The organism is Aurantimonas manganoxydans SI85-9A1, assembly GCF_000153465.1.
Taxonomy (GTDB): Bacteria; Pseudomonadota; Alphaproteobacteria; order Rhizobiales; family Rhizobiaceae; genus Aurantimonas; species Aurantimonas manganoxydans.
On the sequence record NZ_CH672387.1, the window covers coordinates 4,271,888 to 4,285,343 of the forward strand.

General features: G+C 65.6%; 11 protein-coding genes. 7 read left to right on the top strand and 4 right to left on the bottom strand.

The window, feature by feature from the left end; translation table 11 throughout:
• Positions 1 to 82 precede the first annotated feature (82 nt).
• Together SI859A1_RS20570 and SI859A1_RS20015 are read right to left on the bottom strand one after the other, a co-directional pair.
• On the bottom strand, positions 83 to 601 hold the full coding sequence (locus tag SI859A1_RS20570; RefSeq protein WP_009211463.1) for a MarR family winged helix-turn-helix transcriptional regulator: 519 nt from the start codon (positions 599 to 601) through the stop codon (positions 83 to 85).
• A gap of 109 nt (positions 602 to 710) precedes the next feature.
• Positions 711 to 1,910: an IS256 family transposase gene (locus SI859A1_RS20015; RefSeq protein ID WP_009207891.1), complete on the bottom strand. Its 1,200-nt coding sequence runs from the start codon at positions 1,908 to 1,910 to the stop codon at positions 711 to 713.
• 314 nt (positions 1,911 to 2,224) lie between these two features.
• Here SI859A1_RS20015 and SI859A1_RS20020 point away from each other — a divergent pair, with 314 nt between their 5' ends.
• Together SI859A1_RS20020 and SI859A1_RS20025 are read left to right on the top strand one after the other, a co-directional pair.
• The gene (locus SI859A1_RS20020; RefSeq protein ID WP_009211464.1) at positions 2,225 to 4,282 is read left to right on the top strand and encodes a M3 family metallopeptidase; all 2,058 of its coding nucleotides are present in this window, start codon (positions 2,225 to 2,227) and stop codon (positions 4,280 to 4,282) included.
• Positions 4,283 to 4,428: 146 nt separating this feature from the next.
• The gene (locus tag SI859A1_RS20025) at positions 4,429 to 6,012 is read left to right on the top strand and encodes an alkaline phosphatase D family protein (RefSeq protein ID WP_040326085.1); all 1,584 of its coding nucleotides are present in this window, start codon (positions 4,429 to 4,431) and stop codon (positions 6,010 to 6,012) included.
• Positions 6,013 to 6,100: 88 nt separating this feature from the next.
• Here SI859A1_RS20025 and SI859A1_RS20030 read toward each other — a convergent pair whose 3' ends face one another.
• The gene (locus SI859A1_RS20030; protein ID WP_040326086.1) at positions 6,101 to 6,310 is read right to left on the bottom strand and encodes a hypothetical protein; all 210 of its coding nucleotides are present in this window, start codon (positions 6,308 to 6,310) and stop codon (positions 6,101 to 6,103) included.
• Between the two features lie 313 nt (positions 6,311 to 6,623).
• On the opposite strand from SI859A1_RS20030, the gene typA reads away from it, so the two are divergent.
• Positions 6,624 to 8,450 carry a translational GTPase TypA gene (gene typA, locus SI859A1_RS20035; protein WP_009211466.1) on the top strand — a complete coding sequence of 609 codons (1,827 nt, stop codon included), beginning with the start codon at positions 6,624 to 6,626 and terminating at the stop codon, positions 8,448 to 8,450.
• Positions 8,451 to 8,545: 95 nt separating this feature from the next.
• On the opposite strand, the gene SI859A1_RS20040 is transcribed toward typA, so the two are convergent.
• Positions 8,546 to 9,757 carry an aminotransferase class V-fold PLP-dependent enzyme gene (locus tag SI859A1_RS20040; protein ID WP_009211467.1) on the bottom strand — a complete coding sequence of 404 codons (1,212 nt, stop codon included), beginning with the start codon at positions 9,755 to 9,757 and terminating at the stop codon, positions 8,546 to 8,548.
• 197 nt (positions 9,758 to 9,954) lie between these two features.
• On the opposite strand from SI859A1_RS20040, the gene SI859A1_RS20045 reads away from it, so the two are divergent.
• From SI859A1_RS20045 to SI859A1_RS20060, 4 genes are all read left to right on the top strand, one after another.
• Positions 9,955 to 10,377 carry a PH domain-containing protein gene (locus SI859A1_RS20045; protein WP_009211468.1) on the top strand — a complete coding sequence of 141 codons (423 nt, stop codon included), beginning with the start codon at positions 9,955 to 9,957 and terminating at the stop codon, positions 10,375 to 10,377.
• A gap of 112 nt (positions 10,378 to 10,489) precedes the next feature.
• Positions 10,490 to 10,996, top strand: a complete 507-nt coding sequence (locus SI859A1_RS20050; protein ID WP_009211469.1) for a GNAT family N-acetyltransferase — start codon at positions 10,490 to 10,492, stop codon at positions 10,994 to 10,996.
• Between the two features lie 213 nt (positions 10,997 to 11,209).
• Positions 11,210 to 11,746 (top strand): inorganic diphosphatase, encoded by a 537-nt coding sequence (gene ppa, locus SI859A1_RS20055; RefSeq protein WP_009211470.1) that lies wholly within the window; start codon positions 11,210 to 11,212, stop codon positions 11,744 to 11,746.
• Positions 11,747 to 12,182: 436 nt separating this feature from the next.
• Positions 12,183 to 13,382 carry an IS256 family transposase gene (locus SI859A1_RS20060; RefSeq protein ID WP_009207891.1) on the top strand — a complete coding sequence of 400 codons (1,200 nt, stop codon included), beginning with the start codon at positions 12,183 to 12,185 and terminating at the stop codon, positions 13,380 to 13,382.
• The last annotated feature ends 74 nt before the right edge of the window (positions 13,383 to 13,456 follow it).

Genomic DNA, 13,456 nt, shown 5'->3' on the forward strand with positions numbered 1-13,456 from the left:
ACGCCGCGCGATCGCGCGCCGTTCCGTCCCGATGACCGCCATCTAGGGCCGCCGCGCCGTCCCTGCCAGACGTAAGGGAGCCTTAGGCTGCGCCCTTGACCCGCATGTCCGCAACATCGGCGAGGGGCTCCGGCTCGTCGCGGTCGTCGCCGTCGCTCAGCGGCACGTTGGTCAGGTTCGCCCGCATCTTGCGCATGATGAGGTCGACGGTCCTGCGCTCGTCCTCGGACAGGCCGCTGACGGTGCGCTCGTAGACCGCAAGGGCGACGGGCCGGGCTTCCTCGAACACCCGCTCGGCGGAACTGGTCGGCGCGATGACCTTCGCACGGCGGTCGTTGGGATCGACCGAGCGGCTGATCAGGCCGCGCGCCTCGAGCCGGTCGAGATAGGCCGACAGGGTCATCGGTTCGACGCCCATCCGTTCGGCCAGAACAGCCTGGCGCGAGCCGCTGTAGCGGCCGACATAGGCAAGCGCCCTGATTTCGCCCGGTGTCAGTTCCATTCCGGCGTCGATGACCGCTTTCTCGAAGGCCTGCCGATACAGCCGCCCGAGGTCCACGATAACAAAGCCAAGGGCGTTGCCCGGTAGAAGTTGCGACATTGGTTGCGGCCCTTGTTTCACGTTTTCCGGTGAGCCGTCCCGGGATAGTGTCCCACCATGTGGTGTAGCTGACGGCGATGGCCGTGCGGTTCCGGCCAAGCCGGATTGATCAGCGTGCCACGGCTGGCAGGCTAACGAACGGATCATCGCTCAGGGGAGCGACGGATTCCAGTGTCATGTACCTGGCCCGCTGAACCGCCCACTCATCATTTTGCTCGAGCAGCAGCGCGCCGACGAGGCGCTGGATGGCCTCATCGTTGGGAAAGATGCCGACGACGTCGGTGCGCCGCTTGATCTCGCCGTTCAGCCGCTCGATCGGATTCGTGCTGTGCAATTTGGCCCGATGCTCCCTAGGGAAGGTCATGTAGGCCAGCACGTCGGGCTCGGCCTCGTCGAGGATGGCAGCGAGCTTCGGCACCTTTGGCCGGATCTGGTCGGCGACGGAGCGCCATTGCTGGCTGGCGGCCTCTGGCGTCTCTTGGGCAAAGGCGGTGGCGATGAAGGCGGAGACGACACGACGGCCGCTCTTGCCAGCATGGGCCAGGACGTTGCGCATGAAGTGCACGCGGCAGCGCTGCCATGTCGCCGTTAGCACCTTGGTGACCGCGGCTTTGATGCCCTCGTGAGCGTCGGACACGACGAGCTTCACGCCGCGAAGGCCGCGTCGGGTCAGCTTTCTCAGGAACTCGGTCCAGATCGGCTCGGCTTCCGAGGTGCCGATCTCCATGCCGAGAACCTCACGCCGGCCATCGGCGTTGACGCCGACGGCGATGATCACGGCAACCGAGACGATGCGGCCGCCGCGGCGGACCTTGAGGTAGGTGGCGTCGATCCAGAGATAGGGCCAGTCGCCTTCGATCGGCCGCTCCAGAAAGGCTTTTACCTTGCCGTCGATCTCTTCACACAGCCTCGACACCTGGCTCTTGGAGATGCCGGTCATGCCCATCGCCTTGACCAGGTCGTCGACCGAGCGCGTCGAGATGCCCTGGACATAGGCCTCTTGAATGACGGCCGTCAGGGCCTTCTCGGCCATGCGCCGCGGCTCCAGAAAGCCGGGAAAGTAGCTGCCCCTGCGCAGCTTTGGGATGCGCAACTCGACTGTGCCGGCTCTCGTCTGCCAGTCCCTGTCGCGGTAGCCATTGCGCTGGGCGAGGCGCTCGGCACTCTTCTCGCCATAGCCGGCGCCAGTCGCGGCACCGACCTCCAGTTCCATCAGCCGCTCGGCGGCAAAGCCGATCATCTCGCGCAGCAGATCGGCATCAGGGGTCTTCTCCAGAAGGCTGCGCAGGCCCATCATGTCATTGGTCATCAGGGGATCTCCGGTTGCAGTTAGGTCTCGCAACCCAAGCCTAACCGGAAACCGCTGGTGACCACCGCGCCGCCAATCTCGTCCTACAGCGCGATGAAAGGCGCGGACGAGATTGGCGACGCTATCGCCGAGCTACACCACCTATGGGGACACGACCCGTCCCGGCTCTGAATGACATTACTCGCTCAATGCCGGGGCGTAGGATCTCACCCTGTCGGCGCGACCAGAATAGCACGATGGTCTTTCATCTGAACCCTGTCCGCATCATCTACACGTGGAACACGCGCATGGCAGAGGCGGATAAAGGCAGACAGATGAACGATTTGCACCACGCAGTCCCGCTCGAAGGTAACCATCCTGACGCATTAGCCAGCGAAGTACCTGACTTCAATCAATTCCGTCCCGAAGATTTTCCGGACGCGTTTCGCGCCGCCATGGGCGAGCATCTGTCTGAAATCACGGCGATCGCCGAGAACCCGGCGCCTGCCGATTTCGACAATACGATCGCTGCCCTGGAGCGCGCCGGCCGGAAGCTGGAGGAGGTGGCGCGGATCTTCTTCACCCTCGCCGGTGCCCATACGAACCCGGCATTGCAGGGGATCGAGCGCGACGTTTCGCCGCTTCTCTCGCGTCATTCGTCCCAAATCACTCTCAACGCTGCGCTTTTCGCCCGTATCGATGCGGTCCATGCCGATCGCGACGCAGCGGCGACTTTGACCCCGGAAGACCGGCGGCTTCTCGACCGGATCCATGCGGGCTTCGTGCGCAGCGGCGCGCGGCTCGAAGGGGCCGATCGCGAGCGGCTGGCCGAGATCGACGCCGAACTCTCGTCGCTCGGCACCCGCTTCTCCCAGAACATTCTGGCCGACGAACACAATTGGGTGATGAGCCTCGAAAAGGACGATCTGGCCGGTCTCCCGGACGATCTGATCTCGACCATGGCCGGTGTTGCCGCCGATCGCGGGCTCGAGAACTACGCCGTCACCCTGTCACGCTCGGTGGTCGTGCCGTTCCTGTCCTACTCGACGCGGCGCGACCTGCGCGAAAAGGCCTTCCGCGCCTGGACGAACCGCGGGGAGAACGAGGGCGCGTCCGACAACCGGCAGATCATGGCCGATATTCTCCGGCTGCGGGCCGAGAAGGCGCGGCTGCTCGGCTTCGACAGTTTTGCGGCCTACAAGCTGAACGACACGATGGCCAAGACGCCGGTCGCCGTGCGCACGCTGCTCGAAGAGGTCTGGGAGCATGCCAAGACGCGCGCGGCCGACGATGCGGCGGCGCTCCGCCAACTGGCCGGCGAGCGCGGCGACAATCATCCGCTGGAGCCCTGGGACTGGCGCTATTACGCCGAGCAGCGGCGGCAGCGGGAGTTCGCCATCGACGAGAGCGAGCTGAAGCCGTATTTCGAGCTCGACCGGATGATCACGGCCGCCTTCGACGTGGCCGACCGGCTGTTCGGCCTCTCCTTCACGCCCTTGCCCGCGGCCAAGGCCTGGCACCCGGATGTGCGGGTGTGGGCGGTCGCCGACCGCGACGGCCGGCCGCGCGGGCTCTTCCTCGGCGATTACTTCGCCCGGCAGTCGAAGCGGTCCGGCGCCTGGATGAGCGCGCTCCGCAGCCAGCACAAGCTCGATGGCGGGCAGCTGCCGATCATCTACAATGTCTGCAATTTCGCCAAGCCGAGCGCTGGCCAGCCGGCGCTGCTGTCGCTCGACGACGCCCGCACGCTGTTTCACGAATTCGGCCATGCGCTGCACGGACTCCTGTCCGACGTGACCTGGCCGTCGCTGTCCGGCACGTCGGTGGCCCGCGATTTCGTCGAGCTGCCCTCGCAGCTCTACGAGCACTGGCTCACCGTCCCCTCCGTGCTCGCGGACCATGCACGGCACGTGCGGACCGGCGAGCCGTTGCCCAAGCCGCTGCTCGACAAGATGCTGGCCGCCAAGAGCTTCGACGCGGGCTTCGACACCGTCGAATACACCGCCTCGGCCTTGATCGATCTCGGCCTGCACGAATTGCGCGAGGTGCCGGACCAGCCGCTGGCGGTCGAGCGGGCGATGCTGGAAGAGCTGGGCATGCCGCGCGAGATCGTCATGCGGCACCGCTCGCCGCACTTCGCTCATATCTTCTCGGGCGACGGTTATTCGGCCGGCTACTACTCCTACATGTGGTCGGAGGTGCTCGACGCCGACGCCTTCGAGGCGTTCGAGGAGACCGGCGACCCGTTCGATCCCGAGACGGCGGGGCGGCTCCTGGAGCATGTCTATTCGGCCGGCAATTCGCGGGACGCTGCGGATCTGTACACCGCCTTCCGGGGCCGCATGCCGACCTCCGCGGCGCTGTTGCGCAAGCGCGGTTTCGTGACCGGCTGAGGCCCGGGCCGACCTTTGCGGCGGCCGGCCCGGAATTTCGCTGGCGCCGCCGCAGTTTGGAACGACTTGAAAGTTTCGCAGGGTTGCAATCGCCCTGCCACGCAAGACGGCGATGGTGCGGGCCTCTTTCAGCCGGAGGTTCCCCGATGTCCGCGAAACGCTTTCCCCTGTCCCGCCGCCGCTTCCTCGCCTCGTCGGGGGCGGCGGCGCTCGTCGCCGGTTCCGGCCTAGCCATGCCGGCGATCAGCCGTGCGGCCAGCCGCCCTGCCTTCACCCACGGCGTCCAGACCGGTGACGTCAATGCGACCTCCGGCATGGTGTGGACGCGGGCCGACCGGCCCTCGCGCATCGATTTCGAATGGGCGACGACCGAGAGCTTCGCCAATGCGCAGAAGCTGCACAGCCTGACGACGCTGCCGGAATCCGACTTCACCGCCAAGCGCCTGATCGCCGGCCTCCCATCGGACCAGGAAATCTTCTGGCGCGCCGTCGCCACCGATCTCGGCGACGTCAACGGCGTCTCCGAGCCGATCGTCGGGCGCTTCCGCACGGCGCCGGCGTCGCGCCGCTCGATCCGCTTCGCCTGGTCCGGCGACACGGTCGGGCAGGGCTGGGGTATCGACGAGAGCCGCGGCGGCATGACGGCCTATGCCACCATGGCAAAGCACGAGCCGGACTTCTTCCTGCATTCGGGCGACACGATCTATGCCGACGGTCCGCTGAAGGAGAGCGTGGAACTTGCCGACGGCAGCGTCTGGAAGAACCTCCTCATCCCGGAGAAGGAAAAGGTCGCCGAGACGCTGGACGAGTATCGCGGCCAGTGGAAATACAATCTCATGGACAAGAACGTCCAGGCGATGAATGCGCGCGTGCCGACCTTCTTCCAGTGGGACGACCATGAGGTCATCAACAACTGGTCCTCGGCCAAGGATCTGACCGCCGACGACCGCTATGCGGTCAAGGACATTGCCCTTCTGGCCGCCCGCAGCGCCCGCGCCTTCCACGAGATGACGCCCATCGGCTACGTCGCCGAGGAGCCCGGCCGGGTCTATCGCAAGATCGCCTATGGCCCGCTGCTCGACGTGTTCTTCCTCGACCTGCGCTCCTATCGCGGCGGCAACACCGAGGGCCTGGAAACGGACGCTTCCGAGGCGACGCAGATGATGGGCGCCGAGCAGATCGCCTGGCTGAAGCGGGAACTGGCCCAGTCCGACGCCACCTGGAAGGTGATTGCCTCCGACATGCCGATCGGCCTCGTCGTCTGGGACAATGTCGGCGACAGGAAGCTGGTCGAGGCGGTGTCCAACAACGACGGCGGCGCGCCGAAGGGCCGCGAGATGGAATTCGCCGACCTCCTGCGCTTCATCAAGTCGGCCGGCATCGCCAACACGGTCTGGCTCACCGCCGACGTCCACTATACGGCAGCCCATCACTACAGCCCGGATCGCGCCGCCTTCCAGGATTTCGAGCCGTTCTGGGAGTTCGTGTCCGGCCCGATCCATGCCGGTACCTTCGGCCCCAACGATCTCGACAAGACCTTCGGGCCGGAGGTGCGGTTCGTGAAGGCGCCGACCGAAGAGCAGGGCACCAACCTGCCGCCGTCCATGGGCCTGCAGTTCTTCGGCCTCGTCGAGATCGACGGCGACAGCGAACAGATGACGGTCCGGCTGATGGATGCCGACGACACGGAACTCTGGACGACGACGCTCGACCCCGCCCGGCGCGGGTGACGCAGCGGCGGGACAGACAGGCCGGCCGAGCCGCGCGCTTCAGCCGGTCGCCCGGTTCCTGGTCGCCGGGCGGCGGCGCCGTGGCGGATCAGCTGTCCTTAATGGTCCGGTCCGGCCAGCGGCCCGCGGCGGCCGGCCCGACGAAGCGGCCGGTGATCGCGCTGCGATGGGCGCCATGGGTGAAGCCGCCGCCCTCGGTCTCGCTGATCGTCGTGTTGGGGTGTGTCTCGGCGTAACTCTTGGTCACGTACTGGCCGGACCCGGCGTTCCGAAAGGTTTTTCCGCTGTCAGTCGTCATGGGGTGTCATCCTTCCGCAGGACTGCGAATCGAACTCCAGCGGGCAAATGGTTCGTCGTTTGTTCCGTTGTGTCAAGTCCGGTCGTGGCATGTATCGCGCTGGGTTGTTGTGTCCGGGGCGCAGAATGACTATGTGGGTTGCTCGTTCGGTCGCATTCGCACCGTCTTCCGTGAAGAGGACGGGCGGGTCGCGCCGCATAAACACGCCTCCACCTTTCGCACCCGCACAAATTGCTGTATGGGAGCGTGGAATTCGCGCCGGGTGGACCATTGATGGTCCCGCCGCGGCCTTAACTCGTTTCCGGTGACACTTATGAAGCTCCGCAACATCGCGATCATCGCGCATGTCGATCATGGCAAAACCACACTCGTCGACAAGCTCTTGGCGCAGTCGGGATCGTTCCGCGAGAACCAGCGCACCGAAGACCGCGCGATGGACTCCAACGATCTGGAGAAGGAGCGGGGTATCACCATCCTGGCCAAGGCGACTTCGGTCGAGTGGAAGGACACCCGCATCAACATCGTCGACACCCCGGGCCATGCCGACTTCGGCGGCGAGGTGGAGCGCATCCTGAACATGGTGGACGGCGCCGTGATCCTGGTCGACGCGTCGGAAGGCCCGATGCCGCAGACCAAGTTCGTGCTCGGCAAAGCGCTCAAGGTCGGCCTGAAGCCGATCGTGGCGATCAACAAGATCGACCGCGCCGACGAGCGCCATCAGGAAGTCCTCAACGAGATCTTCGACCTGTTCGTCTCGCTCGATGCGACCGAAGAGCAGCTCGACTTCCCGATCCTCTACGGCTCGGGCCGCGGCGGCTGGATGGCCGAGGAGCCGGAAGGCCCGCAGGACCAGGGCCTGACTCCGCTGTTCGACCTGATCCTGAAGCACGTTCCGGAGCCGGACACGGCCGGCAAGGACGAGCCGTTCAAGATGATCGGCACCATCCTCGAAGCCAACCCGTTCCTCGGACGCCTGATCACCGGCCGCATCCAGTCCGGCTCGATCAAGCCGAACCAGGCGGTCAAGGTGCTGCATGGCGACGGCAAGCTGCTGGAAAGCGGCCGCATCTCCAAGATCCTTGCCTTCCGCGGTCTTGAGCGCGTGCCGCTGGACTTTGCCGAGGCCGGTGACATCGTCGCCATCGCGGGCCTGTCCAAGGGCACCGTGGCCGACACCTTCTGCGACCCGCAGGTCAACGAGCCGCTGCACGCCCAGCCGATCGATCCGCCGACGGTGACGATGTCCTTCATCGTCAACGACTCGCCGCTCGCCGGCACCGAGGGCGACAAGGTGACCAGCCGCGTCATCCGCGACCGCCTGATGAAGGAAGCCGAGGGCAACGTCGCGCTGAAGATCGAGGAAGCTGCCGACAAGGATTCCTTCTACGTTTCCGGCCGCGGCGAGCTGCAGCTGGCCGTGCTGATCGAGACGATGCGCCGCGAAGGCTTCGAGATCGGCATCTCGCGTCCGCGGGTGGTCATGAAGGAAGACGAGAACGGCCAGACGCTCGAGCCGATCGAAGAGGTCGTCATCGACGTCGACGAGGAGCATTCCGGCGTCGTCGTGCAGAAGATGTCCGAGCGCAAGGCCGAGATGATCGAGCTGCGCCCGTCGGGTGGCGATCGTCAGCGGCTGGTCTTCCATGCCCCGACCCGCGGCCTCATCGGCTACCAGTCCGAGCTCCTGACCGACACGCGCGGCACCGCGATCATGAACCGGCTGTTCCACAGCTACGCCCCGTTCAAGGGTGAGCTGCCGGGCCGCAACACCGGCGTCCTGATCTCCAACGACACCGGCGAGAGCGTGGCCTTCGCCATGTTCAACCTGGAAGACCGCGGCCCGATGGTGATCGACGCCGGCGTCAAGGTCTATGCCGGCATGATCATCGGCATCCACACCCGCGAGAACGATCTGGAAGTGAACGTTCTGAAGGGCAAGAAGCTGACCAACATGCGCGCGTCGGGCAAGGACGAGGCGATCAAGCTGACGCCGCCGATCCGCATGACGCTCGACCGGGCGCTGTCGTGGATCCAGGACGACGAGCTCGTCGAGGTGACGCCGAAGACGATCCGTCTGCGCAAGATCTATCTCGACTCCAACGAGCGCAAGCGCTTCGACAAGAGCCGCAAGGCGGCCTGATCCGCCGCACGGCATTCGCCGGACACATAAAGGGCCGCGCATTCCATCCGGGATGCGCGGCCCTTTTAGTTTGTCGGTCGGGTGGCGGGCCGCGGCTACTCCGCGGCGTGCTGCATGAGAGCGCTGCCCTCGGCCGCAGCGTCCCGGTACCAGGCTTGTGCGGCGGCGACGCCCGACCCCGGCTCGATCCGTGCGCCGGCGTCGGCCAGCGCCATTTCGGCGACGCCGAGCGCGGTCAGACACATCGCCGCGTTGAGATCGCCGAGATGGCCGATGCGGAAGACCTTGCCGGAGAGCTGGGCCAGCCCGCCGCCGAGCGAGGTGTCGTAACGCTCATAGGCAGTGCGGATCACCGCATTGGCATCGACGCCCTCGGGAACGCGGATCGCCGACACGGTGTCGGAATGCCATTGCGGCGCCACTGCCTGCAGCTTCAGGCCCCAGGCGGCGACGCCCCGCCGCACGCCCTCGGCCAGCCGGTGATGGCGGGCGAAGACGTTTTCCAAGCCCTCCTCGAAGAGCATGTCCAGCGCCACCCGCAGCCCGTGGAAGAACTGTGTCGGCGGGGTGTAGGGGAAGAAGCCGTTGTCGTTGTGGGTGATCATGTCGGCAAAGGCGAAATAGGTGCGCTCCATCTTCGGCCGGTTGTCGCGGGACGCTGCCAGCGCCTTTTCGGAGACGGCCAGGAAGGACAGGCCGGCCGGCAGCATGAAGCCCTTCTGCGAACCGGCGACGGCGAGATCGACGCCCCATTCGTCCTGCCGGAAGTCGATCGAGGCGATGGACGAGACGCCGTCGACGAAGATCAATGCCGGGTGCTGGTGGGCGTCCAGCAGCCGCCGGACGCCGGCGACATCCGAGGTCACGCCGGTCGCGGTCTCGTTGTGGGTGACGAAGACGGCGCGGATCGCATGGGCCCGGTCCGCCGCGATCGCGCGTTCATAGGCATCGAGCGGAACGCCTGCGCCCCATTCCACGTCGATGGCCTCGACGTCGAGCCCGAGCCTTTGGGCCATGTCGACCCACAGATGCGAGAACTGGCCGAAGCGCGACATCAGCACCCTGTCGCCGCGCGCCAGGGTGTTCTGGATCGCCGCTTCCCAGGCACCGGTGCCGGAGGAGGGATACATGAAGACGCGCCCTTCGCGCATCTTGAAGACGCGCTTCAGATCCTCGAAGAGGGGCAGCGACAAGGCTGGAAAGTCGGGCGCCCGCTGGTCTTCCATCGGCACGTTCATGGCCCGCCGGACGCGCTCCGGGACATTGGTGGGGCCGGGAATGTAGAGATGGCGGATACCGTGCTTCATGCGATCCTCCCAGACGCGCAGCCGCGCGAACGGGTGCCGCGAGGCCAGTTGGGGCAGATCTTAATCCGTCGCGTCGGTAAGGCAGAGTTTCAAATTCTGACCTGGGCGTTAGAAAAACTGATGGTCGGCTGCCTGCAGGTGGACAGGGCCCCGCCGCGCCCGAGATGGCGGCAAAGACGAAACGGGGATGGAATGCGATGGGACTGATTTCCGGCCTGATGGGCCTTTCCAGCGATGCGGACGCGACGGCGATCGAGGCGGATCTGGCGCCGATCCTGTTGCCCGGAGAGGGCGTCGAACTCGCCTTCCAGATCGTGCGGGATCTCCTGGTGTTCACCGATCTGCGGCTGATCATGGTCGACAAGCAGGGCATGACCGGCCGCAAGCGGCACATCCAGTCGCTGCCCTATCGGTCGATCACCATGTTCGCCATCGAGACCGCCGGCAGCTTCGATACGGATTCGGAAATGACGCTTTGGGTGTCCGGCCAGTCGCCGATCACCCGGCCGCTGTCGCGGCGCGCCGACATCGCCGGCATCCAGCGGGCGCTGGCACAGGGCGTGCTGGCGCGCAAATTGCCGCGCCTTGGATCCGACCTTCCAGCAAAAACCGGGGGATAGACGTCCGCAGCGTCCCCGCTCGGACTCCCGGACGACTACAGTCGCCGCGAATCGCCGGACGGTGCCGGCGAACTGAGACGGATCGTTCGATGTGGGTTATGGTTAAGCTTCCATGAAGACGCTTGCCGCCGAAATCCGTCTGGCCGAACCCAACGATGCCGCTGCCCTGTCCGCAGTGCATGCCACCTCGTGGCGCGGTGCCTATGGCGGGCTGATCCCGCATGGCAGCCTCGAGAAGATGATCGGCCGGCGCAACGACGACTGGTGGGACACGGCGATCCGCAGCGGCGCGGCGATCCTGGTGGCCGAGTTCTCCGGCGCGCCGATCGGCTACGCTACGCTGGGCCGCAACCGCACCGAGGCGCTGCGCGCCGACGGCGAAATCTACGAACTGTATCTGCGGCCCGAATATCAGGGGCTGGGCTTTGGCAAGCGCCTGTTCGAAGCCGCCGCCGCGCTGTTGCGCGAGCGCGGCCTGAAGGGGCTGGTGGTCTGGGCGCTGGCCGAGAACGACCGGGCGATCGAGTTCTACGGACGCCTCGGCGGCCGCGACATCGCGGAAGGCAGCGAATGCTTCGACACGCGCAAGGTCGCCAAGATCGCCTTCCTCTGGAACTGAGGTCCGCAGCCGGCCGGCGCGCGCCTGGCCGAAGGGGCGGACAGCCTGCGCAGCAGCGTGTTGCGCGGTTTCGCCGGAGCGGCTAGAGCGTCTTCGGGAAAACCGGGCCACCAACGCGATCATCCGTCGCCATGGATCGCTCTCGCGTCCTTCGGGGACATGCGAGGCGGGTCGCCCGTTCGGATCGACAGGCCACATCTGGAAGGACACATCATGCGCATCGACGCGATCGCCCGCGGCAAGAACCCGCCGGAAGACATCAACGTCATCATCGAGGTGCCGCTGGGCGGCCACCCGATCAAGTACGAGATGGACAAGGACGCCGGCTGCCTGGTCGTCGACCGCTTCCTCTACACGCCGATGACCTATCCGGGGAATTACGGCTTCGTGCCGCACACCCTGTCCGACGACGGTGACCCCATCGACGTCCTGATCTGCAACACCCGCCCGCTGTTTCCCGGCTGCGTGATCAATTGCCGCCCGATCGGCGTGCTGGTCATGGAAGACAACAGCGGCGAGGACGAGAAGATCATCGCCGTGCCGTCGCCGCACATCACGCGCCGTTTCGAGAATGTCCGCGAATATGGCGACCTGCCGGAAATCACGCTGCTGCAAATCGCCCACTTCTTCGAGCACTACAAGGATCTGGAGCCCGGCAAGTGGGTGAAGATCGGCGACTGGGGCGACAGCGCCAAGGCGCGGTCGCTGATCACAGCGGCAGTCGAGCGGGCCGAGAACGCCAAGGGCTGACCGGACAGGTCCACAGACAGCATCCAGATACGGGCGTGGCGGGCAACCGCCGCGCCCGTTCTGCATTCGGCCGCCCGAACACAGGGCGGGACGGACGTAGCATGGGAGATATTGACGGACTGATGACTGCGTCATGCGCAGAATGCACACGAGACGTGCAGCAAGAAGCACTACTTTTGTGCAGTGCGATCTCTTACTTGATGGCTATCGAAAACCCCAAACCCTGGAATCAGGATCCCATGTTTCGCCGTCTGACCACCCGCCTCAACACCTACCGCAGGTCGTGTCCCCATAGGTGGTGTAGCTCGGCGATAGCGTCGCCAATCTCGTCCGCGCCTTTCATCGCGCTGTAGGACGAGATTGGCGGCGCGGTGGTCACCAGCGGTTTCCGGTTAGGCTTGGGTTGCGAGACCTAACTGCAACCGGAGATCCCCTGATGACCAATGACATGATGGGCCTGCGCAGCCTTCTGGAGAAGACCCCTGATGCCGATCTGCTGCGCGAGATGATCGGCTTTGCCGCCGAGCGGCTGATGGAACTGGAGGTCGGTGCCGCGACTGGCGCCGGCTATGGCGAGAAGAGTGCCGAGCGCCTCGCCCAGCGCAATGGCTACCGCGACAGGGACTGGCAGACGAGAGCCGGCACAGTCGAGTTGCGCATCCCAAAGCTGCGCAGGGGCAGCTACTTTCCCGGCTTTCTGGAGCCGCGGCGCATGGCCGAGAAGGCCCTGACGGCCGTCATTCAAGAGGCCTATGTCCAGGGCATCTCGACGCGCTCGGTCGACGACCTGGTCAAGGCGATGGGCATGACCGGCATCTCCAAGAGCCAGGTGTCGAGGCTGTGTGAAGAGATCGACGGCAAGGTAAAAGCCTTTCTGGAGCGGCCGATCGAAGGCGACTGGCCCTATCTCTGGATCGACGCCACCTACCTCAAGGTCCGCCGCGGCGGCCGCATCGTCTCGGTTGCCGTGATCATCGCCGTCGGCGTCAACGCCGATGGCCGGCGTGAGGTTCTCGGCATGGAGATCGGCACCTCGGAAGCCGAGCCGATCTGGACCGAGTTCCTGAGAAAGCTGACCCGACGCGGCCTTCGCGGCGTGAAGCTCGTCGTGTCCGACGCTCACGAGGGCATCAAAGCCGCGGTCACCAAGGTGCTAACGGCGACATGGCAGCGCTGCCGCGTGCACTTCATGCGCAACGTCCTGGCCCATGCTGGCAAGAGCGGCCGTCGTGTCGTCTCCGCCTTCATCGCCACCGCCTTTGCCCAAGAGACGCCAGAGGCCGCCAGCCAGCAATGGCGCTCCGTCGCCGACCAGATCCGGCCAAAGGTGCCGAAGCTCGCTGCCATCCTCGACGAGGCCGAGCCCGACGTGCTGGCCTACATGACCTTCCCTAGGGAGCATCGGGCCAAATTGCACAGCACGAATCCGATCGAGCGGCTGAACGGCGAGATCAAGCGGCGCACCGACGTCGTCGGCATCTTTCCCAACGATGAGGCCATCCAGCGCCTCGTCGGCGCGCTGCTGCTCGAGCAAAATGATGAGTGGGCGGTTCAGCGGGCCAGGTACATGACACTGGAATCCGTCGCTCCCCTGAGCGATGATCCGTTCGTTAGCCTGCCAGCCGTGGCACGCTGATCAATCCGGCTTGGCCGGAACCGCACGGCATCGCCGTCAGCTACACCACATGGTGGGACACTATCCCTACCGCA